Origin of the sequence: Bizionia sp. M204, assembly GCF_023205095.1 — a bacterium.
GTDB classification, from domain to species: domain Bacteria; phylum Bacteroidota; class Bacteroidia; order Flavobacteriales; family Flavobacteriaceae; genus Algorimicrobium; species Algorimicrobium hallyeonense.
The window spans coordinates 963,399-986,108 of record NZ_CP046242.1 but is presented as its reverse complement, the minus strand read 5'-3'; the positions used below and the strand labels follow the sequence as shown (position 1 = coordinate 986,108).

At 34.1% G+C, this 22,710-nt stretch carries 17 protein-coding genes; 14 read left to right on the top strand and 3 right to left on the bottom strand.

Annotation, left to right across the window (positions count from 1 at the left end; translation table 11 throughout):
* The first annotated feature begins 1 nt into the window (after nt 1).
* A complete protein-coding gene (locus GMA17_RS04395) occupies nt 2–1,201 on the top strand; it encodes an alanine dehydrogenase (RefSeq protein ID WP_248399513.1) in 1,200 nt (399 codons plus the stop codon).
* 32 nt (nt 1,202–1,233) lie between these two features.
* Nucleotides 1,234–1,605: a DUF4258 domain-containing protein gene (locus tag GMA17_RS04390; protein WP_248399511.1), complete on the top strand. Its 372-nt coding sequence runs from the start codon at nt 1,234–1,236 to the stop codon at nt 1,603–1,605.
* 160 nt (nt 1,606–1,765) lie between these two features.
* Here GMA17_RS04390 and GMA17_RS04385 read toward each other — a convergent pair whose 3' ends face one another.
* The gene (locus GMA17_RS04385) at nt 1,766–5,233 is read right to left on the bottom strand and encodes a T9SS type A sorting domain-containing protein (protein ID WP_248399509.1); all 3,468 of its coding nucleotides are present in this window, start codon (nt 5,231–5,233) and stop codon (nt 1,766–1,768) included.
* Between the two features lie 394 nt (nt 5,234–5,627).
* Here GMA17_RS04385 and GMA17_RS04380 point away from each other — a divergent pair, with 394 nt between their 5' ends.
* Genes GMA17_RS04380 through GMA17_RS04325 form a run of 12 tightly spaced genes read left to right on the top strand, consistent with a single transcriptional unit; the run spans nt 5,628 to nt 20,109 of the window.
* Nucleotides 5,628–6,761 carry a glycosyltransferase family 4 protein gene (locus GMA17_RS04380; RefSeq protein ID WP_248399507.1) on the top strand — a complete coding sequence of 378 codons (1,134 nt, stop codon included), beginning with the start codon at nt 5,628–5,630 and terminating at the stop codon, nt 6,759–6,761.
* 1 nt (nt 6,762) lies between these two features.
* Nucleotides 6,763–7,719, top strand: a complete 957-nt coding sequence (locus tag GMA17_RS04375) for a glycosyltransferase family 2 protein (protein ID WP_248399505.1) — start codon at nt 6,763–6,765, stop codon at nt 7,717–7,719.
* Nucleotides 7,720–7,724: 5 nt separating this feature from the next.
* On the top strand, nt 7,725–9,065 hold the full coding sequence (gene murJ, locus GMA17_RS04370; RefSeq protein ID WP_248399503.1) for a murein biosynthesis integral membrane protein MurJ: 1,341 nt from the start codon (nt 7,725–7,727) through the stop codon (nt 9,063–9,065).
* A gap of 9 nt (nt 9,066–9,074) precedes the next feature.
* A complete protein-coding gene (locus GMA17_RS04365) occupies nt 9,075–10,190 on the top strand; it encodes an O-antigen ligase family protein (RefSeq protein WP_248399501.1) in 1,116 nt (371 codons plus the stop codon).
* 2 nt (nt 10,191–10,192) lie between these two features.
* A complete protein-coding gene (gene asnB / locus GMA17_RS04360; protein WP_248399499.1) occupies nt 10,193–12,043 on the top strand; it encodes an asparagine synthase (glutamine-hydrolyzing) in 1,851 nt (616 codons plus the stop codon).
* On the top strand, nt 12,043–13,140 hold the full coding sequence (locus tag GMA17_RS04355) for a glycosyltransferase (protein WP_248399497.1): 1,098 nt from the start codon (nt 12,043–12,045) through the stop codon (nt 13,138–13,140). The genes asnB (GMA17_RS04360) and GMA17_RS04355 overlap by 1 nt, the downstream gene beginning before the upstream one ends.
* Nucleotides 13,133–14,290, top strand: coding sequence for a glycosyltransferase (locus tag GMA17_RS04350; protein ID WP_248399495.1), 1,158 nt, complete (start codon nt 13,133–13,135; stop codon nt 14,288–14,290). Before GMA17_RS04355 ends, GMA17_RS04350 begins: the two co-directional genes overlap by 8 nt.
* 3 nt (nt 14,291–14,293) lie before the next feature.
* Nucleotides 14,294–16,186, top strand: a complete 1,893-nt coding sequence (asnB, locus tag GMA17_RS04345; RefSeq protein WP_248399493.1) for an asparagine synthase (glutamine-hydrolyzing) — start codon at nt 14,294–14,296, stop codon at nt 16,184–16,186.
* 37 nt (nt 16,187–16,223) lie between these two features.
* Nucleotides 16,224–17,315, top strand: coding sequence for a glycosyltransferase family 4 protein (locus tag GMA17_RS04340; RefSeq protein WP_248399491.1), 1,092 nt, complete (start codon nt 16,224–16,226; stop codon nt 17,313–17,315).
* A 3-nt stretch (nt 17,316–17,318) separates the two neighbouring features.
* Nucleotides 17,319–18,527 carry a DegT/DnrJ/EryC1/StrS aminotransferase family protein gene (locus GMA17_RS04335; RefSeq protein WP_248399489.1) on the top strand — a complete coding sequence of 403 codons (1,209 nt, stop codon included), beginning with the start codon at nt 17,319–17,321 and terminating at the stop codon, nt 18,525–18,527.
* Complete coding sequence (locus tag GMA17_RS04330) at nt 18,521–19,111, top strand: sugar transferase (protein WP_248399487.1); 591 nt, start codon at nt 18,521–18,523, stop codon at nt 19,109–19,111. The genes GMA17_RS04335 and GMA17_RS04330 overlap by 7 nt, the downstream gene beginning before the upstream one ends.
* A complete protein-coding gene (locus GMA17_RS04325; RefSeq protein ID WP_248399485.1) occupies nt 19,111–20,109 on the top strand; it encodes a polysaccharide deacetylase family protein in 999 nt (332 codons plus the stop codon). The genes GMA17_RS04330 and GMA17_RS04325 overlap by 1 nt, the downstream gene beginning before the upstream one ends.
* Here GMA17_RS04325 and GMA17_RS04320 read toward each other — a convergent pair.
* Entirely contained in the window at nt 20,093–21,340 is a 1,248-nt protein-coding gene (locus GMA17_RS04320; RefSeq protein ID WP_248399483.1) for a GNAT family N-acetyltransferase, read from the bottom strand. The two genes, GMA17_RS04325 and GMA17_RS04320, sit on opposite strands and share 17 nt — an antisense overlap.
* Nucleotides 21,330–22,574 (bottom strand): GNAT family N-acetyltransferase, encoded by a 1,245-nt coding sequence (locus GMA17_RS04315; protein ID WP_248399481.1) that lies wholly within the window; start codon nt 22,572–22,574, stop codon nt 21,330–21,332. Before GMA17_RS04315 ends, GMA17_RS04320 begins: the two co-directional genes overlap by 11 nt.
* Nucleotides 22,575–22,710 lie beyond the last annotated feature (136 nt).

Genomic DNA, 22,710 nt, shown 5'->3' with positions numbered 1-22,710 from the left:
TATGTCCAAAGCCTTATCCCCTTTTACAAAACAACAATTACTCCCACAGGAAGAAACCCTAGAGGTTTACAAGAAAAAAGGTGAGTTATTTATAGGTATCCCTAAAGAAACCGCATTTCAAGAAAAACGGGTTTGTTTAACACCTGACGCTGTTTCGGCTTTAACCAGTAATGGCCACCGGATACTTATGGAAGCTGGCGCAGGAAAGGGCGCTAATTTTAGTGACAAGGATTACAGCGAAGCTGGTGCGGAAATCACGAAAGATACTGCCAAAGTTTATGCATGTCCCATGATTTTAAAAGTGGAACCACCTACACTTGATCAAATAAAACTGATTAATCCGCAAACCATTCTTATTTCAGCATTACAACTCAAAACCCAACATAAAAAATACTTTGAAGCCCTTGCCAGTAAACGCATTACAGCATTAGCTTTCGAGTTTATTCGGGATGAAGACGGCGCCTACCCTGCCGTGAGAAGTTTAAGTGAAATTGCCGGAACAGCTTCTGTATTAATAGCATCAGAGCTTTTAAGCAATGTAAATAATGGTAACGGTTTATTATTTGGTAACATAAGCGGTGTTCCTCCTATTGAAGTCGTAATTTTAGGTGCAGGAACCGTTGGTGAATTTGCTGCAAGAAGCGCCATTGGACTTGGTGCCAATGTAAAAGTTTTTGACAATTCCATAACCAAATTACGCTGTATTCAGACTAATTTAGGTCGTACAATTTTCACCTCAACATTACAACCAAAAAACCTATCGAAAGCATTAAAACGTTGCGATGTGGTTATTGGAGCCGTTCGTGGAAAAAACCGAGCACCCATTATTGTAAGCGACTCAATGGTTTCCAATATGAAAAATGGCTCGGTGGTTATAGACGTTAGTATTGACATGGGAGGTTGTTTTGAAACCAGCGAAGTTACATCTCATAAACAACCTACATTTATTAAACATGGCGTTACCCATTACTGTGTACCTAATATTCCAGCACGCTACTCACGCTCAGCTTCTATTTCTATTAGTAATATCTGTACACCTTACCTGTTAAAAATTGCCGAAGATGGCGGTTTAGAAAATTCTTTACGTTTTGATAAGGGTTTAAAAAATGGGTTGTATTTTTACCACGGCATTTTAACCAACAAATCTGTTGGCGAATGGTTCGACTTAAAACATAGCGATATTAATTTATTGATATTTTAGTCGATTTTATTTTAAAATTCAAAATATTAACTGTGAAATTAATTCAACGTATTGGGTATTACCTAGGTGGATTCTCAATTGGTTTAGTGTTACTAGCCTTTTTTTTAAATGGTAAAAAAGCGTCCTGTGATTACGGTCCGGAAGCACGCGTTTTAAAGAATATTAACTCCAAAACATTACACATAAGTCCGGAAGCGGAAAAAGAACTACAAGCGAGATCTATTGATAGTACAACTATCAGATCCGTAATTAAATTTGGCGACGTCCAGTTTTCTAAAAGCGACACAAGAAGAGAGCCCTGTGGTATTTACTTTTTAGAAAGCCGAACAAAAGACGCTAATTTAGATTTGAAAATTGAAAACTGCGATAGCATTGCTACCATTATCGAAGTGTTATGGAAATAAAAAAAATGGCTATCTAAAAAGTAATTTGCAGTTCTAAATGTCACCTTATGCGTAGTGGAAATAGTCCGGTTATTTAAAACACTAAAACTTCTACTCCGCTTCGTTTGACAAAGCATACTCACTTTTCAGACAGCCACTTTATGTAGCCTAAATGGACTGTTTAATTCAGTACAATTTTTTTAGTATGAACTACTCCATTTTGGTTTAAGGTCACCAATACCATTCCTCTAGGTAAATTAGAAACATTAATTTTCTTGGTAATTGCGCCATGTGACGTGGTTCCAATGGAATTGGTTTGAATTAAACGACCTAACATATCATAAATATAAATTTTAGTATCATTGTCAAATCCTGAAACTTTCACATTTATTTCACTAGTTGCGGGGTTTGGAAACACCAACATATCAGTATTTACTATTTCAGGTTCTCCTGCAGATAAACATTGATTTACAATAACATTTACGCGATCTGTTTCATAGTTAAACCCGTTGGAAACCATTACTTCATATTCCGTTGTTTCTTCTGGGCTAACAGTAATACTTTGCGTTGTTTCCCCAGTACTCCATTCATAATACAAGCCACCAGTTGCGCGTAATGTTGCGCTTGTGTTTTGGTCGCCATCAGCACAAATTTCAACATCGTCTCCAGCATCGGCATTCACTAAATCAACAACATTTACTTGAACATTTTCAGTTCTAGCGCAGCCATTGTTTGAAACCGTTACAGTGTAAATTGATGTATAGGTTGGACTAACAGAAATTTGTGGCGTGGTTTCGCCTGTGCTCCACAAATAGTCGGTTCCACCAGAAGCGGATAAGGTAGTATATTGTCCAAACTCAATAGTTGGATCATCACTAGTTACAACATTTGGTAATGGGCTAACTGTAACCACCACTGTATCTGAATCCGTAACATTTCCTTCGGACACATGTACTGTGTATGTTGTAGTAGTTAATGGGTTAACGGTAATACTTTGTGTGGTCTCACCTGTGCTCCATTCGTATATTGAACCACCTGATGCGGTTAATGTGGTTGACGCGTTTTCACAAATGGTAACATCATCACCAGCATTTGCCTCCACGACAGGTTCTTCCGGATTTACAAATACGGTTACGCTATCTTGATTGGAGCAATTGTTCTCGGTTACTGTTACGGAATAAGTTGTCGTTTCCGTAGGCGAAACAGTTAAGTTTTGAGATGTATCACCTGTATTCCATAAATAAGAAGTTCCTCCCGAAGCATTAAGTGTAATGCTTTCGCCTTCTGTAATAGTTACGTCATACCCTGCACTTGCGTTAGGTAATGCGTTTACGGTTACAACTACAGAGTCTGAATCTGAAGTGTTACCATCAGATACTAAAACCGTATACGTTGTGGTTGTTGTCGGGTTAACCTCAATGCTTTGAGTTGTTTCTCCGGTACTCCATTCATAGGAAGATCCACCAGAAGCGGTTAATGTGGTTGAAGCGTTTTCGCAAATTGTAACATCTTCACCTGCATCCGCTGTAACGGTTGGACTTGAACCTTCAACGACAACGATTACAATTGCTTCACTAGAACAATTATTTTCAGTAACCTGAACTGAATATGTTGTTGTTTGCAGAGGACTCACTGATATACTAGATGTGGTTTCGCCGGTATTCCATAAATAAGATGTTCCTCCTGTTGCTGTTAGTATGGTACTCTCGCCTTCCGTAATTGTTATATCTGAACCAGCATGTGCTGTTGGTAAAGGATTTACGGTTACCAAAACTGAATCAGACGCGGATGTCTGACCGTTTGAAACCGTTACTGTATAGTTTGTAGTTGTTGTTGGATTAACCGTTATGCTTTGTGAAGTTTCACCTGTACTCCACTCATAATCTGATCCTCCCGATGCCGTTAAAGTGACACTTGCGCCTTCGCAAATCGTTGTATCGTCACCAGCATCGGCTGTTATGGGAGTTGGTGTCACTGATACGACAACCGTATCTTCTGATGAACATCCCTGCCTTATTACCTGTACTGTATAGGTTGTTGTTACAGTTGGACTAACTGTAATACTTGCAGACGTTTCAGTGGTATTCCACAAAAATGTGTCGCCACCTGTAGCCGTTAAGGTTACAGATTCGCCTTCATTTATAGTAACATCCTCTCCAGCGTTTGCAACCGGAATTGAATTTACCGTTACCACGACCTCATCTGTAACGCTATTCCCAGAATTATCTGTTAATGTTACCGTATAGGTTGTTGTTTGGCTTGGGGTTACTTCTATGTTTTGAGTTGTTTCACCTGTACTCCAAGTAAAATTAGTTCCGCCCGTTCCATAAGCCGTTAAATTTGTAGATTGACCTTCACAAACAGAAACATCATTTCCGGCATTTACAGTCATCCCTTGTGATACTTGTGGATACTCCAAAACAAAAGATGGGGAACCACTTTGGCTCATAACGGCTGAATCATTCCAATTACTGGCAAAAATCATTTTAGTCCCATTTCTATTTGGCACTACTTGTGTTTCGTGTAAATACGACGAAGGTGCAGCATTGTGTTTTCCATAACGTTCAATGGTTCCAGAACCATCTAACTTAATAGCGAAAATTTCCGCAGGTGCCACCGGATTAGTTGGGCAACATTGTTCACTAATATAAGCCCAACCTGGTCTGTCTACGTTTTGAGTAGAAATATGACCACCCCAAATACCTTTTCCATTAATATACGGAAAAAGCTTGGTAACACCTTGACCATCTAATCGTGCCATATATAGACTATAATTAGCATTCCATTCACTTTCACCACCATATTCAACAATAACCTCATTTCCATATGCATCTACACCTAAATCTCCATGTTCCGTATTGTGATAAATATGCTGTTCATTAGTCATATTAATATTATAAGATTTAATTCCAGCGGTAGGACCTGTTCCGTTGTCCTTATATTGGGCAACAGCAAAGCCACCTAATTGGGATACGGAAAACCAATCTAATTCATTTCCATTTGTACCAATATCTTTTGTACCAGTAACCACGTTATTCTGAATATCATATACTATAAGAGTACTATTATTGCCATTCTTACCAATAAGGCCAACATATCTGTCAAATTTATCTTGATTGCCTTCTCCAAAACCAAAATCGACAGAGGTATAATTTGAAAAACGATGTAAAACAGTTCTTTGGTTGCTATTCACATCATGAGAAACAAATGTATTACCATCTGTTCCGTACATAATATTTGGTTGTGTGTGACTCCATCGGCCATAACTAGGAATATCACTCCAATACAAAAACTCATAAGTTTCAGCATCTAATATTGCTGCTGGATAACCCGCCATTTTTATTAATGTTTCATCGCTGTTCCAAGTTTGATCACGACTGTAATTATGCCTTAATCGTTGTCCTGAAACATTAAATACATTTCTATCCGTGATTCTTGTTACCGAACTCCCGGAGAGTGATTCCGTAAACGTTTCTAAATAACCAGGAAGTGATGTTCCGGGTTGCTGATACGTTTCGTAGTTAACATTTGGTAATTGAACTTGGTCAGGATAAGACTGACCAGTTATTTTATTTGGGGTAAAAAATAAAAGTAACATGCTTATGGAGATTCCTTTTAAAAGAAATTTCCCTCTAATCTTTTTCTTCATTTGAGGCGATTTGCTATTAATCTGCGTAAAACTATGTATTCAACTTATAACCAAAACAATTTCTTCCTAAATATTCGATGAAATACAATATTTTTGTCAGAATTACACTACTCAAAATGCATTTTGTAGTATTTTTTGTACTTTTTGTCGATAAAATTTCGGGTAGATTGTTCTGGCAAGAAATGGAATGACGACAAATATACGTTTGTTAAAGAGATTTGGATGTTTTTCTTTGTTACTAGATATCAACATGTTATCAACAAACTGAAATAATTGGGCAATACCTCAAATATTGTTATTCATATCTAAAATCGGTCGTTAATCTAATTAATGTCCTACAGGAAGATAAAGACTAAAAAAATATATACTTTTATTGCGCTATTAATAAATATATATGTCCAATCTTCATTCTGAAGGTCAATTTTCGGTTACAAACAAACCGAAAATAGCCTTTGTAATAACGAGTTTAACTTCAGGTGGTGCCGAACGTGTTTTAAGCACACTTGCAAATTCCTTTGTTGCGGATTATCAAGTAACAATAATCACTTTGTATAATGTCATGCCGTTTTATGAGTTGGATAGTCGTATTAAGCACATTTCTTGCAAAGAATCCTACAATAAAAATATGCGCTTTATCGATTCGCTTACCAACAACGTTTATATGATTGGTAGTTTATATCGCATTTTAAAAAAGGAACAGATTTCAGTGGCTATAGGTTTTATGACCACAACAAATATTTACACCATAATTGCTAGCAAATTTGCACGAATCCCATGTTTAATTAGTGAACGCACGCATCCGGATTATGACCCATTAACTAATTTTTGGATAAAAATTAGAAAAAAAACATATCCCTATAGCACAAAACTGATAGTTCAAACGGCTGGGATTAAATCCTACTTCTCCAAATTTTTAAATCCAGAAAAATTGGCCATTATCAAAAACCCGTTGGCAGACAGCTTAATAGCATTCAGGGATGAATCCAAACAAAAAGAAAACATAATTTTAAGCGTTGGCAGACTCGATCTTGTTAAAAATCAACGCTTACTTATTGAAGCATTTTCAGAAATGGAAATAGATAATTGGAAAATTCAAATTGTAGGTGAAGGTGAGTTACGTTCTGAATTGCAAGCTCTCATTAATGACTTAAATTTGGAGAATTCTGTAGAATTAGTCGGTAGCGTAGACAATGTCCATGACTATTACAATAAAGCACGAATTTTTGCTTTCACATCTAATTTTGAAGGTTTTCCAAACGCATTAATAGAAGCTATGGCTTTTGGCTTACCTTGCATTTCCACTAATTGTCCTTCAGGACCTAACGAAGTTATTGATGACGGCGAAAATGGATTTTTGATTCCTGTAGGCGATAAAAACATGCTAAAACGCAAATTAGAGATATTAATAGCGCAACCTGAATTAGGAGAACGATTTGGAGCTTCTGCTAAAGCAAGCACTACAAAATTTGAAACAAAACATATTTCGGAACAATGGAAACATTTAATAACGGAAGCATTACAAGGTTAATATGAATTTACAAACACTACTGCCATCCTACTCCGAACAACCTAAAGGCAATTACAAATATCGCTTTACCATATTTACACCTGTTTATAACCGAGCAAATACGTTACAACGTGTATTTGAATCATTAGAAAATCAAACATTCAAAGATTTTGAACTGGTAATAATTAATGATGGCTCTACTGATAACTCGCATGAGACTATTGAAACCCTTATCCAGACAGCAACATTTCCAGTTAATTATGTTAATAACGTTAAAAACAAACATAAAATGGCCTGCTTTTTTCAGGCCATCCAATTAGCGCAAGGTGAATTTATATTACCATTCGATTCTGATGATGCTTGTGTTCCAGTAGCTTTAGAATTATTAAATAAAGAATACGAAGAAATTCCAGACGATTTAAAACCGAGAATAAGTGGTGTTACCTGTTTATGCGAAGATCAAAACGGAAATTTAGTTGGTAAAGCTTTTGAAAAGCAACCCTATTATAGTAATTCGTTTATGTCTCAACGCGAACATTTAGAAGCCACTGAAAAATGGGGTTTTACAAAAACAGATGTTTTAAAAGGTATTCATATTAATGAAGCTATTTTCGCCAAAGGTTATATTCCAGAAGGCATTATTTGGGAATTAATTGCTAATCAGGGATTTAAAACCAAATATGTGAATCATATTTTACGTATTTACTATCTAGATACGGAAAATGCCATTTCTATTCAGAATCATAAAAATGATGCGTTTGGTATGGCTATCTATTCCTTATGTATTTTAAACTGGTTTTATTCAGATTATTTCATGAAATATCCCATGCTATTTATAAAACGAATTTTGACACTTTTAAGAGCTGCCATTTTTTTAGACTTCAGTTTGAAATCATATACAAATGCTATAAACTCAAAACTTTTGAAAATCCTATTTGTTTTAGGATGGCCACTTAAAAAACTATTAAAAAACACCTAGTTTTTGTGAAAATAACAAACCTAATCAAAACCTTGTTTTATAAGGTAAAAAACAACCCGACTGCTATCAATATTATTATTGTGGGAGCCATTACGATATTGGTTAAGTTTTTTGGTTTTTACAAGGAAGTTATAATAGCCGGTGAATTTGGACTGTCGGAAATACTAGACACCTTTTTAATAGCCTTATTACTTCCTGGATTTATTAATGAGGTGTTCTTAAGTGCTTTCAACTCGGTCTTCATCCCTAATTATATAGCAGAAGAAAAAAACAATAAAAATATTGGCGCGTTTCAGTCTACGAGCTTTATGGTAACCATACTGACTTCATTAGTATTTATGGGAATTGCCTATTTATTTACTGATGTTCTTTTAGAACTCTTTTTCGCTGGACATACGTCTAGTTATTACGAATTAATTATTCTACAATTCCATTATTTATTACCCTGTATTCTTATTTGGGGACTAACTTCTTTACTTAGTGGATTACTCAATATATATGGTGAATTTACATATTCATCTCTCTACCCAATTATAACATCTCTTGCTATGATTGTTTGCGTTGTTTTTTATCGTGAAGAATTAGGAGCTGGCGTTCTAGCAATTGGTATGTTAATTGGGAGCGTGTTGCAATTAATATTTCTGACACTTATTGCATTGCAAAAGCGGATATTAAAATTTGCCCTACCAGATTTTAAAAGCTCCAATGCTATCTTAATGTTTAAACAAGTGCCGGCAAAAGTTTCATCAGGATTTTTAACAGGGTTAATTCCTGTTACGGATTTATATTTTGCTGCGCAACTGGTTGTAGGCTCAATAACCGCTTTGAGTTACGGAATGAAAATACCTGCGTTTTTTACAACCATATTTATCATTGCTTTAGGGAATGTACTACTTCCCTACTTTTCAAAATTGACAATTGACGATCCTGAAAAATCTTTTAAAACACTTTATCTGCTAAATAAATGGATTTTTATAGTTATTATGAGTGTCATGGTTGTTGCTAGCATATTTTCAACAGAAATTATAGCGCTCCTATTTGAAAGAGATAATTTCACCGCTGATGACACTGCTATTGTTTCTGAAATTCAAATTATATATTTAATAGGAGTTCCATTTATAATCTGTGGTAATTTATTTGTGAAATTTCTTACTAGCATAAATAAAAATGCATTTATGGCTTATGTCTCGTTAGGAAGCATGCTATTAAATATTATATTAGATTTTATTTTAATGAATTGGATTGGTTTAATTGGCATTGCACTTTGTACGACCATCATTCAAATTTTAAAAATATTTGTTTTCTATAATTATACAAACAAGCAAAAGGAAATCTTTATACAGTAAAGCAAATTCATGAAACTATTAAAATACGTAGCGCTAATTCTAATCCTCCTAAACGTCCCTACATTTAGTTTGGAATATCTTGGTGCTGGTATGGGTTCTATTACCAATTTGTTATTAACGGTTTCTGTAATTATATATTTCTTTTTTGCAAAAAAATCGAAACCTCTCTGGCCCTTTATTGTTTTAGGGATTTGTTTTTTTACATTTTCAGGACTCCAATACACAGGTGTTACCGAATTGTTTATTAAAGAAGCTATTCGTTATTTTATTTTTATTGTGTGCGTGAATGAAATTACTAAAGACACAACAGATAAAGAATTACTTATGTTTCTTGTAATTGGCGCATTAAGTATTGCGGTAAATGCTTTAGTATTTCCTGATGTTTTTGGTAGATATGGAGGTTTTTACCTTAACCCTAATAAAGCTGGCTTCATCTGTTTGTTTGCTTTTGCCTTAACCTATATCATTCCCAATTATAAACTTAAATTATTAGCACAATTTGTGCTAATACTATGTGGAATTTTCACGCTGTCAAGATCCTTTATTATGTTTTTAGTAATTATAAATGTGATATCCGTTTTTGCCAATAAAAAAAACATCCAAACCTTCGTAGTTGGTGCCGTGGCTTTGGTTATAATTTTTGCCGCTTCTTCTGCCCTTCAACTAAATAAAGCACGATTTTCAGCTTTACACAGTTTATTTGGAGATAGCGAAAACGTAGAAACACAAACTATAACCGAAGGTTCCAGAAATGAAACTTGGTCCTTTTTCTCGGATCTAATAACCAACAATATCGTTACAGGTGCGGGATATAAATCCATGAGAGGCGAATCCAGTTTAGTTTCAGTGGAATATGGTGTTCACAATACGTTCCTCATGGTATTAGGTGAAGCCGGTATTTTAGCATTCTTACTAATTATTATTATTTACTTGGCAATAGCCATCCGTAGCCTCCGGTTTTTTCGCGTACATCAGGAATACACCTATTTGGCCGTTGCAATCATTGGATATTTAATGGTAGCTCATAACTTTTTTGAGAAATACGATGTGCTTTTTGTTTCCATTTGGCTATATCATAGAGTAAATCAACAATTGCCTTTAGGGGCTGAAATTAAAGCTAATTAATTATGTGTGGAATTTACGGATCAACTATAGAATACTCTAAAAAACAAGTTCAAGACAAGTTGGAACGCGCAAAATTTAGAGGTCCCGATAAATTAGATTTTAAATTTTTTGGAGACGAATCCAAACCAATAATATTTGGTCATAACCGCTTGGCTATTATAGATGTTGACGAGCGTTCCAACCAACCCTTTACCTATAACAACAGCATCCATATTGTGTTTAATGGTGAGGTTTACAATTTTAAAGTGCTAAAAAAACAGTTAGAAGCAAAAGGCTATAAATTCAATACAACCAGTGATACGGAAGTTATTTGTGCAGCGTATTTAGAATATGGTGAAGATTGCGTCAATTATTTAGGTGGCATGTTTGCTTTTGTTATCTATGATGAGACGAAACAAAAACTTTTTGGCGCCCGGGATCGTTTGGGTAAAAAACCATTTTACTATTATTTGAATGAGAAACAATTTGAATTTGCAAGTCAGATTTCATCTATTCAAATGCATCATACCAATTTAACAATTTCTAATAAAGCTATCAGTTACTATTTAGCTTGGGGAGCCATTCCGGATCCACATTCCATTTTTAATGAGATTAAAAAACTACAAGCTGGACATTGTTTTTCTTTAGATTTAACAACGTACAACTTTAAAGAACGAAAATATTGGGATATTGATACAAACGTTAAAAACCCGTTTCAAGGTTCTTACAAAGATGCTATTGCCGAATTAGATGGTTTAATAAGTAGTGCCGTTTCCACACGTTTATTTGCCGATGTTCCTGTAGGTGTTTTCCTTTCCGGTGGCGTTGATTCATCGGTCGTTGCTGCTTTGGCAACAAAAACAACCGATAGTAAAGTGAAAACCTTTTCAGTGAAATTTAACGAAAAAGGTTTTGACGAAAGTGTATATGCCCAACAGGTAGCAGATCACTTACAAACAGATCATCATATTATAGAATGTAATTATAATGAAGGATTAGATCTCATTGATAATTTTACGCATTTTTATGATGAACCATTTGCTGATTCTTCAGCCATTCCATCCATGCTTTTAGCGAAGCATACTCGTAAAAAAGTTACCGTTGCATTATCTGGTGATGGTGGAGACGAAAGTTTCATAGGTTATGAGCGCTACAAATGGATGAAACAGGTAAATCACTTATACAATCTACCAAGTTTTTTAAGGCATACGGTTGCAAAAACAGCTAGTTTAGCGCCTTACTATAAATTTAAAATGATTGGTAAGGGATTGCAATATGACGATATCAATTCGCTTTATATTGCATCGGTTACCGGTGTTAATATGTCTTGGTTGAAATCCGATTTTGACTATACCGATGTTCCCGAAAAAAAATATCTATATCACAACACCAAAAATTTATATGAACGTCTAACCGATTTTGATATTAAAACCTACCTTAATTGGGATATTAATACCAAAGTAGATCGCGCCACCATGGCATATTCTCTTGAAGCACGCGCACCACTTATGGATCATAGTATTGTGGAATTTGCACAGTCGTTACCAACAGATTTTAAATACAATGGGAAAATTCAAAAGCGTATTTTAAAGGATGTACTCTATCAATATGTTCCGGAAAAAATATTTGACCGACCAAAAGCTGGTTTTACTATGCCATTTGCAGAATGGTTTAAACATGAATTAAAAGATTATGTGCTTTCAGAACTGGATATGGCCAGTTTACGAGAAATCCCGAATATTGATGCTGATGAGGTCTATAAAATGATTCAACAACACATGAATGGTAGCTGGAATCGCTATCCTTTAATTTGGAAATTACTCGTTTTAAAACAATGGCTTAAAACGAACGGAAAAGGATACACTATTAAATAATGAAACACTCTAAAACCAATATTGTATTTGTCCTACCATCATTAGCTGCTGGTGGTGCCGAACGTATCCTATCGTACGTGGCTCAAAACTTGGACGAAAACCAATTTAAAGTCACCTTACTTATTACAGGCTATGAAAAAGACACCGTGTACGAACTAGAAAATTTAAACATCGTTTACTTAAACAAACCGCGTGTTTTAAAAGCTTTTGGTAGTTTGTTTCAGTATTTCAGAAAACACAAACCAGATATTGTAGTTAGTTCCATTGTGCATTTGAATACCATGATTGCTTTTATGTCTCCTTATTTTAGAAAGACTAAATTTGTTTCTCGAGAGGCGAATGTATTAACCGTTTTAAATAAACATAATCCGTACACCAATTCTGCTTTCCCTAAGGCTATGATTGTATTTGCATATAAATTAGTGGATTGTATTATTTGTCAGTCTAAAGACATGCAAAAGGATATGATTGCCAATTATAAAGTACCAAAATCAAAAACCGTATTAATTAATAACCCTATAACTAAAGAATTTAAACTTAAAGCTACAGCTCGAGATACATCCAAACCAATTTCCTTTATTACCATTGGTCGTTTAAGCAAGGAGAAAGGACATGAGCGGCTTATTCATGTGCTTTCACAATTAAATTTTCCATTTCATTATACTATTATTGGTGCTGGTAATGAAAAAGATAGTATTTTTGAAATGCTTGATAGTAAGGGACTAGCAAAAAACATAACGTATATTAGCTTCACAAAAAATGTAGAAACCTATTTAGCTGAAAGCGATGTGTTCCTGCAAGGATCCTTTGTAGAGGGTTTCCCTAATGTTCTTATAGAGAGCTGTGTAGTAGGCACTCCTATTCTGGCTTTTAATGCTCCTGGTGGATTGGATGAAATTATAGAGGCTGGTAAAAATGGGTACGTAGCTGATACCGAGGAAGATTATTTAAACTATTTAAATCAGATTCATAACACATTCCCTTTTAACCCGGAAACTGTAAGTAATGTGGTAAAAAATAAATTTAGTAGCAATAAAATTATTAATGATTATACCAACTTGTTTATAAAATTATCTCCTAAGAATCAGCATGTCTGAAAAAAGAAAAATAGCATTGTTTATTTCTGCCATAGGTTATGGTGGAGCCGAGAAAGTTGTTAGCTTATTATTATCTGAGCTTCCTAAATACTACGATGTCACGTTAATTTTGTTATATAACGAAATTAAACTGCCTATACCAGAGGGTACGAAAGTGGTGGTATTATCTAAACCTAATGAAACTTTTAAAACCTCCGTGTTTGGTAGAATTAAAGACAACATCAAATTCATATTTACCTATCAGAAAGTTTTAAAAAAAGAAAAAATTGATGTGGTTGTTTCCTTTTTAGTTCGTCAAAATATTATGACCAGCATTGCTAAAATGTTTAACCCTAAATTAAAAACTATAATTAGCGAGCGTTGTTTCCCATCCATCATGTACAAAGATGATAAGCTTACTTCTTTTTTAACCAAACTACTAATCCCATATTTTTACAACAAAAACGACAAACTATTTTCAAATTCCATTTATATCAATGCGGATTTAAAAACAAATTATAGACTAAAAATAGACAGGTCTGTTATATATAATCCCATTCTAACCAAAAGAGTTAAGCCTGAATTAGCCACATACACTGATTTTGAAGACATTTTTAAAGTAGTCACCGTTGGACGTATGATTCCTGTGAAAAACCAAAAAAGCATTATTGAAGCCATAAGTATGTTATCCAGCAATTTTTATATGGAAATTTATGGGGATGGCTACTTACACCAACAATTAGATGAATTATCTATTAAATTGAATCTTGCTGGACGTGTAAATTTTAATGGTAATGTGGATGATGTTAAGTCATACATCATAAAAGGGCATTGCTTTGTACTATGCTCCCTAACGGAAGGGTTCCCTAACGTGGTTTTGGAAGCCATGTCTGTTGGTTTACCCGTAATTTGCACCAATTGTATGTCTGGACCTCTAGAGTTACTAAACGACAATGAAGATGTTTCTATTTTAAAAGGGTCTTTCGTTAAGGCTAAATATGGCATATTAGTAAATGTTGATGATTCTGTAGGGCTTTCACAAGCCATTAAATATTTACAGAAAAATCCAGAAGCACGCAAACAGTATAGCGATTTAAGTTTCGAGCGCGCTAAAACTTACGACATCAAGAATATTGGAGTTCATGTTAAAAACTTAATTGATAGTATTTAATTTATGTGTGGAATAAACGGATATATAAAACCTGAATTTACAGCTTCGGAAGATGCCCTAAACACGCTTAAAAAAATGAATCATGCCATCATACATCGTGGTCCTGATGATTCCGGTTTTTATCACAATAGCAGTGACACATATTGTGTAGCAATGGCTATGCGCAGACTTTCAATTATAGATTTAAATACTGGCAAGCAACCTATTTCAAATGAAGATGATAGCATAACTATTGTTTTTAATGGCGAAATATATAATTACCGAAAGCTACGTGCAGATTTAGAAACAAAAGGCTTGACTTTTAAAACACAAAGCGATACAGAAGTTATTCTAAAACTGTATGAAACGGAAGGCGAAAAATCTTTTGAAAAACTAGATGGTATGTATGCATTTAGCATTCATGACAAAAATCAAAACAAACTCATTATTGCGCGTGATTTCTTTGGCGAAAAACCTTTGTATTACGCACAAACTGAAAATGGTTTTTATTACGCATCTGAACTTAAATCCATTATCAAGGTGCTTCCCAATAAGCCGGAAATTTCAAAAACAGGGTTAAATTTATTTTTTAAGCTCACTTACATTCCTGCACCTTTTTCTATTTATAATGGTATTCTGAAACTAGAAGCCAATCATTATATTACTTATGACCTGGTAAATCATACACATTCGATTTCCGAAATTCATAAAATTGAGACAGATAGAAGCAACTTGTCTTTTAATGAGGCTAAATTTAAATTGCACGACCTCATGATGACCAGTATTGAAAGTCGCACGGTTAGCGACGTTCCAATTGGAACATTTTTATCTGGTGGTGTAGATTCTTCCATTGTTAGTTTGGGCTTATCACAATTATCTAATAACAAAATAGACACCTTTTCTATTGGTTTTGATAAAGCTTCATTTGATGAAACCGATAAATCTAAACTGGTAGCCAAGCAAATCAACAGTAATCATCATGAATTTATAATTTCTGAAAGTGATATTAAAGCACATATTGATGCTATTTTATTGAATTTTGATGAACCCTTTGCAGATTCATCAGCACTACCAACCTATTTGGTATCCAAAAAAACAAGCAATTATGTAAAAGTTGCTTTAACCGGAGATGGTGGCGATGAGGTTTTTGGTGGTTACAATAAATATTACATGGGAAATTTAAACAACCGTTATACCAAAATGGTTCCCGAGTTTCTTCATAATAGTACAAAGCCATTGCTAACCAGTTTACTTTCTACTAAAGATGATAATCGCGGAAAACGTTTTAAACTAAAAAAACTGGTCCAAGCTATTGATTATACAGGTGAAAACTATTGGAATATTATTTCATTAGGTTTTGAAAATGACACCCAACAATTACTAAACCCTGAACATACGTTAGCAAATCCGTTTGCCTACTATAAAGGACATATTAGCAAACCTAAATCGCTTCATGATTATCGAGAGGTTGACCGTTTATTAAGCCTTGAAGGTGACATGCTCGTTAAAGTAGATAGAACCAGCATGATGAATTCCTTGGAATGTCGTGCGCCATTTTTAAACAAAGCTCTTTGGAATTTTTCCAATAGTTTACCAGAAAACTACTTACTCAAAGGCTGGAGCAAAAAGCATATTTTAAAAGAAGCTTTTAAGCATGAATTTCCTGATGGATTTCTAGATAAATCTAAAAAAGGATTTGCCGTTCCTGTTGGAGATTGGCTTCGTGCTGGCTTAAAAACCGAATTAGAACATTATATAAACTCTAAACTAATAGATAAACAAGGGTTGTTTAATAGCAAATACATCAAACCATTAGTCATGAATCATATTTCAGGTAAGGAAGACAATAGCTATAAAGTTTGGACATTTTACACATTTCAAAAGTGGTATTTTTCACTTTACAGCCCACAATTATAAATCAAGAAACAATTAGCTACTTATAGTTTAAAAATAAATGTCAAAAAAAATATGTTTAGTTGGTGGTGAAGATGTGCATAAACGCATCAATCTTTCTCAGTATTTAATTGCTGCCGGTTTTGAGGTGACTATTATTGGGACAAGCAACGTGGAGTTCCCTGAAAACATAACCTATTTTGATTACCCATTAAATAGAAGCTTATCCATAACATCAGATAATAAAACTATAAAATGGTATCGGTCATTTTTTACCGATAACAGATTTGATCTCATTCATACGTTTGACACGAAACCAGCATTTTTAGTACCACTAGCATTACTTAAGACGAAGACACCCATCACCCGAACAATTACCGGTTTAGGTACTATTTTTATGTCTAAATCCTTTCGGAATTTAATTTTACAATTCGTTTATAAAACATTGCATAGAAAAGTCAAAAACCGTGTATATAAAACAATTTTTCAAAATGATGATGACAAAAATTTATTTCTAAAATACCATCTTATTAATCCACATAATTTCGGGTTAATATACAGCAGTGGCATAGAACTAAAACAATACAAATCTTTAGCAGAGCGCAACAACAAGACTTTCACATTTATATTTGTGGCGCGTTTAGTTTATGAAAAAGGCATCACATTTTTATTAGAAGCAGCTAAAATATGCCACGAAAGAGGCTATGACTTTAAGTTTATAATTGTGGGACCGTTAGAAGAGCATTCCAAGCGACTAAATTCCGAAATATTAAAACAATATGAATCTTATGTGGAATTTTTAGGCGAACGAAAAGACGTAAGTGAATTACTATTAAGCGCAGATGCTATGATACTACCAACGTTTCGTGAAGGTTTTGCTAGAGTGCTTCTAGAAGCTGCTGCTGTGGGACTACCTATTATTTCAACAGATGTAACTGGAGTTCGCGAATTTGCCAAAAACAATCAAGAAGCAATTTTAGTGCCTTCAAAAAATACTGAAGCGCTAGTTGATGCCATCATAAAATTAGGAACAAATAAAAATTTAGCCAATAAATTAGCTGAAAGCGCATTAAAAAGAGTTGAAACGTTTAGTCTTGAAAACGTATCTAAACAATATATAACTATATTTGAAGACGCTATTAATCAACATTAAATTATGAAAATTCCATTTTCACCACCTTACATTAACCCAGCCGTAATTAACGAAGTTACAGACGCATTAGAATCTGGCTGGATTACCACGGGACCTAAAGTTAAAAAGCTAGAAGATCTTGTTTGTGAGCATATTGGCGTTCCAAATACTTTGTGTGTTAACTCGGCAACTTCTGGATTAATGTTAGCTTTAAAATGGTATGACATTGGTCCTGGTGACGAAGTTATTATCCCAGCTTACACATACGCTGCCACTGCTTTAGCTGTAATTCACGTGGGCGCTACACCTGTAATGGTAGACACCAAAGAGGACTTTAATATTTCCATCTCTGCTATTGAAAAAGCAATAACCGAAAAAACAAAAGCAATCATGCCAGTTGATATTGCTGGATGGCCTTGTGATTATGATGAAATTCAGAGGCTTGTTGACAATAAAAAACCTATTTTTAAACCAAATTCAGAAAAGCAACATCAATTAAATAGAATTGTAACTATTGCCGATGCTGCTCATGCTATTGGCGCTAAATATAAAAATAGGTTTGTTGGATTAACATCAGATATTACCGTATTTTCATTTCATGCCGTAAAAAACATTACTACAGCCGAAGGGGGAGCCGTTTGCTTAAACCTTCCTGAACCGTTTAGCAATCAAGAGGAATATAATTATTTAAGATGTTTTTCTTTAAACGGACAGACTAAAGATGCTTTTACAAAATCTAAAGCAGGTGGTTGGAAATACGATATTATTTATCCAGGCATGAAGATAAATATGCCTGATGTCCTTGCTGCCATTGGTGTTGCCCAGCTTCCTGAATATTTTTCGCATATTTTAGAAAAGCGCGAAACGATATATGCATATTACCAAGCGTATTTTAAAACCAAGCCTTGGGCTATCATTCCGCCTTATAAAAATGAAGACAAACTTTCATCTTGTCATCTGTACGCTTTACGAATAAAGGACGCCACAGAAGAGCAACGTGATGCTATTATTGAAGCCATTTCAAAAGAAGGTGTTGCTGTTAACGTGCATTTTCAGCCATTACCATTGTTAACTTTGTTTAAAAATATGGGGTATAACATTGCAGATTACCCAGTGGCATACACCAACTTTAAATCGGAAATCTCATTGCCAATTTATCCTCAACTTACGGAAGAAGAGCTCAAATACATTGTAAACACGGTTGAAAATGCCGTAGAATCTTGTCTATGTTAAAGCGCTTTTTTGATATCGTTTTTTCTTTATTAGGTATAATATTATCGTTACCTTTACTTTTGGTAATAGCACTAATTTTAAAGTTAGAGTCTAAAGGACCCATTTTTTACAAACAAACACGTGTAGGAAAAGGGAATTCAGATTTTAAAATTTTTAAATTTAGAACCATGTTTATCGGCTCGGACAAAAAGGGCTTGCTAACCGTTGGAGATAAAGACCCAAGAGTTACAAAAACCGGTTTTTTTTTAAGAAAATATAAGCTTGATGAACTCCCCCAATTAATCAATGTATTTTTAGGCAGTATGAGTTTTGTTGGACCTAGACCGGAAGTAAGACATTATGTTAATTACTATTCGGTTGATGATATGGAAATATTATCTGTAAAACCAGGAATTACAGACTATGCCTCTATTGCTTTTCGTGATGAAGCAGAATTATTAAAAACTGCTAAAAACATGGAGAGTTTTTATATAAATACCATTTTACCTCAAAAAATAGCACTGAATAAGAAATATATTAATAGCGCCAGCTTATTAGTAGATTTTAAAATTATTATTAAAACCATTCAAACTATTATGGGTTAATGAAAACACAGAACGGCTATTTATTAATTTCGTTAGATTTTGAGCTCTTTTGGGGCTTGTTTGACGTGAAAACAACATCAAACTATCATACTAATTTAAAAAATGTTAGGGAAGTGATACCTAGATTGGTGGCATTGGCCGATCAATATAATATTACCTTGACTTTTGCCACTGTTGGTTTCTTGTTTGCCAAAAACAAACAGGAATTATTAAGCGCGTTGCCATCTGAAAAACCAACCTATTTAAACTCCCGGTTTAACCCATATAACTTAATAGAAAACATTGGTGAAAATGAAACAGATGATCCATTTCATTATGCTGAATCTTTAATTGAATTCATAAGAACCAATGGAAATCATGAAATTGCTAGTCATACCTTCAGTCATTACTATGCCAATGAAGACGGACAAACTCCAGACCAGTTTGAAGCCGATATTATTGCGGCCGTCCAAATTGCAAAACAAAAAAACATAAACATAAAAAGCATTGTATTTCCTAGGAATCAGATTAATGAGGCTTATTTAAAAATATGCGCAAAACATGGGATTATATGCTATCGTGGTATTGAAAACCATTGGATGTTTGATACACATGACACAAAAAAACTAGATAACGCAACACATAAAGCATTCAGACTTACAGATGCCTACTGTAATGTTTCGGGTTATAACACCTACTCTATTAGCCATTTAAAAAATAGTCATGGTATATTAAACATTCCTTCAAGCAAATTTTTTAGACCCTATAGTAACAGTTTCAAATTATTAGAACCACTGCGTATTTCTAGAATTAAAAAAGGATTAGTCAAGGCCGCAAAAAATAACGAAATCTATCATCTTTGGTGGCACCCTCATAATTTTGGAAAGAATATGGATGCCAATTTCAAAAACCTAGAAGATATCTTTAAACTCTTTACAGAGCTTCAAAAAAATCATGATTTCCAGAGTGTATCTATGGCGCAATTAGCAGAAAAATACCATGCTAAAGAATCTCAATAAGATATTTGCTTTTGGTTCCCGTTACTAGATAATTTGGCTTACCTTCTATTATCTTAACTGACCTATAGATTTTAATACCTGAAACACATTCTGGTTTTTGATATAATCCGTCAAACACAAGTCTGTTTAAAAACGGAAAGCGTTCACCTTCTTCATTTAAATCAACTAATTGATAGGCCTTGAAATTTATATCTCCCTTAATGGGATGAATTTTAAATGGCAGTTTCTGTTCCTTTGAAGCACCAAAATTCTTAAGTGCAAAACGCGTTTTTGCAACAAATAAATTAAAATTTTTGTCGCGTAGGTATTGCTTGAACCCAAAATACTTGACTAATAAATAGCCTGTTATACTTGAAGCAATATTTGATGTATCGTACAGTATATGACAATTATACAAATAGTTAGTGTTAGTCCATTTTGTTTTATATTCATATTCTCCTTTCGAAAAATCTAGAATCTCTTTGTCGTTTTTAATGCACCAATCAATAAACTTGCTAATCTCGATATGACCAACGTTAAACTTGTAATAATTAGTATTAAATGCCTTCACCGCACCAACAAGCGAGTTTTCCCCTAAAAATGCAAGCGACATAGAAATAGGTTTGCCCGCAACATCAATACTGATAATCATAGCCTTTTTTTCATGAAGCATTTTATACACTAATTCTTCATAAAATGGCCATTCACTAATTAAACTGGTATCAATTTTTAAATCGCCATAGCGTGTTTCAACCAAGTTCTTAAAATTGGCCATCAAGGTTTTATAAGCGTCTGGAGCTATATCTCCATAATAATAATTGTAGGATACATCAAAGCAGCTCTCAAACTTTTTTAAGGTGCTCCTAAACTTATTTCTGGATTTGGCATTTAAGGTGTTTTGCAAATACGCTTCAAACGACGTAACTTTCGATAAATCTGCTAGAAACCCTTTATACTGGCGGACTTTCTTAATTTTAAGATTGGGAATTTTAACAGGATCAGTCCAATTACAATAATCTGGAACATCATATATAACCACGGCTTTGTTTTTAAAATCTGATGCCAAGGCGTCAATCTCATAGGTCATACCATTAGTCATATTTCTACCAGCATTTATATAATATGGTAGAAACTTATGCTTTATAAAGGACAGGTTTTTAATAAATTGAAATTGTTTGCCTTCTTTCTGTTTTGAAAAATGCTTTAACCAAGTTTCCTGATATGTATTGGAAGTAAACGGATTATGCTTCATCTCTAACAATTTTTAAGAAGCCATTTTTGGTTTTTACTAAAAGGGAATCATTTTCATATTGATAAACCGTTAAATCCTTTGCGGGTTCTGGGTTCATATATAAATAATCGTAAAGTGCTTTGCGCTGCGACACATATAATTCGGCGTCTAAATCAATTTGTGCTATACGAGGTTCCATAGTAAACGCATCAGGTAAAACTTCTATTTTATAGGTTTCCAACAGAACTGCTTTGTTTTTATTACCGCCCAATAATTGATGCTTCAGGTTGTGAACTTTAGTACTATACTTGCGGTCTCTAAATTCGCGTTTAAAATTGAAGTATTTTTCCAAAAAACTAGCCGTTAATCTACTTTTTAACGAATTAGAATCGTACAAAATATGATAATAGGTCTGGTAACGATCGTCACTCCAACGTTTCTTGTAGTCGAAATCACCTTGTGTATAATCAAAAATTTCAATGCCATTGTTAAAACTCCAATCTAGCATCTTCATAATGGTTGTATGACCAATGTTATAACGATACAAATCAATATCAAAAACAGTTAAAGCCTCCACCAAAATAGAATCAAAATGATAACTAAATGTGATACCAATAGGTTTGCCATCACAATAAATAACAAAAAGCGAAGCGGTTCCTTCGTTAACCATTTTAAATGCCAACTCGGTATAGAAAGCCCATAAAGTTGGTTCTAACTCGCCACAAGGTTCACCTTTATTTGAATACCGTTTTTCAAAAAGTTTATAAAAACTATCAAAAACCAGGTCAAATTCTGTTTTGGAAATTTCACCGTGATACATGATATAATCAACTGTGAAATTAGCTTCCAAGCGCGTTACATTTCTACGTAACTTGGAACGTGTATTAGATTTGTAAATGGTATTTAAATAGGCATCCAACGATTCATAATTACCTACGCGCGTAATATAACCTTCATACTGAAAAACCTTTTTTAACCTTAAAGCAGCGGATGCTTCTGGCGCTGTAGTTTCTTGATAGGAAGGAATATCTCGAACTAAAAACACTTGACTTTTATAGTCCGTTGCTTTTAAATTTAAATCATAGGTTAAACCATTAGTCAGTTTATTACCAAGGTTTATATAGCAAGGCACAACAGCATGTTTATAAAACGAAATGGGTTTTATAATTTCAGTTGTTTTTCCGGGATTATTTGTATTAAAATGTTTCAACCAAACATATTGAAACGTTTGGGATGAAAATGGATTATTAATCATGATAAAAGTTTCGTTATCAAGTTTAAAATTAGTTTTTTAAATGAATAAACATCAGTATAAACCCATTTTTTAGATGTATTTGAAAAAAAACTATATAAACGGCATTTTTTATGGGTTGATTTCGGTATTTATTACA

What these genes read in the sequence shown, in the direction of transcription:
- GMA17_RS04315 (WP_248399481.1), bottom strand. Translation starts at nt 22,574, where the DNA reads ATGATTAATAATCCATTTTCATCCCAAACGTTTCAATATGTTTGGTTG.
- GMA17_RS04330 (WP_248399487.1), top strand. Translation starts at nt 18,521, where the DNA reads ATGTTAAAGCGCTTTTTTGATATCGTTTTTTCTTTATTAGGTATAATA.
- GMA17_RS04340 (WP_248399491.1), top strand. Translation starts at nt 16,224, where the DNA reads ATGTCAAAAAAAATATGTTTAGTTGGTGGTGAAGATGTGCATAAACGC.
- GMA17_RS04325 (WP_248399485.1), top strand. Translation starts at nt 19,111, where the DNA reads ATGAAAACACAGAACGGCTATTTATTAATTTCGTTAGATTTTGAGCTC.
- GMA17_RS04375 (WP_248399505.1), top strand. Translation starts at nt 6,763, where the DNA reads ATGAATTTACAAACACTACTGCCATCCTACTCCGAACAACCTAAAGGC.
- GMA17_RS04385 (WP_248399509.1), bottom strand. Translation starts at nt 5,233, where the DNA reads ATGAAGAAAAAGATTAGAGGGAAATTTCTTTTAAAAGGAATCTCCATA.
- asnB (WP_248399499.1), top strand. Translation starts at nt 10,193, where the DNA reads ATGTGTGGAATTTACGGATCAACTATAGAATACTCTAAAAAACAAGTT.
- GMA17_RS04320 (WP_248399483.1), bottom strand. Translation starts at nt 21,340, where the DNA reads ATGAAGCATAATCCGTTTACTTCCAATACATATCAGGAAACTTGGTTA.
- GMA17_RS04395 (WP_248399513.1), top strand. Translation starts at nt 2, where the DNA reads ATGTCCAAAGCCTTATCCCCTTTTACAAAACAACAATTACTCCCACAG.
- GMA17_RS04350 (WP_248399495.1), top strand. Translation starts at nt 13,133, where the DNA reads ATGTCTGAAAAAAGAAAAATAGCATTGTTTATTTCTGCCATAGGTTAT.
- GMA17_RS04380 (WP_248399507.1), top strand. Translation starts at nt 5,628, where the DNA reads ATGTCCAATCTTCATTCTGAAGGTCAATTTTCGGTTACAAACAAACCG.
- GMA17_RS04355 (WP_248399497.1), top strand. Translation starts at nt 12,043, where the DNA reads ATGAAACACTCTAAAACCAATATTGTATTTGTCCTACCATCATTAGCT.
- GMA17_RS04365 (WP_248399501.1), top strand. Translation starts at nt 9,075, where the DNA reads ATGAAACTATTAAAATACGTAGCGCTAATTCTAATCCTCCTAAACGTC.
- GMA17_RS04335 (WP_248399489.1), top strand. Translation starts at nt 17,319, where the DNA reads ATGAAAATTCCATTTTCACCACCTTACATTAACCCAGCCGTAATTAAC.
- asnB (WP_248399493.1), top strand. Translation starts at nt 14,294, where the DNA reads ATGTGTGGAATAAACGGATATATAAAACCTGAATTTACAGCTTCGGAA.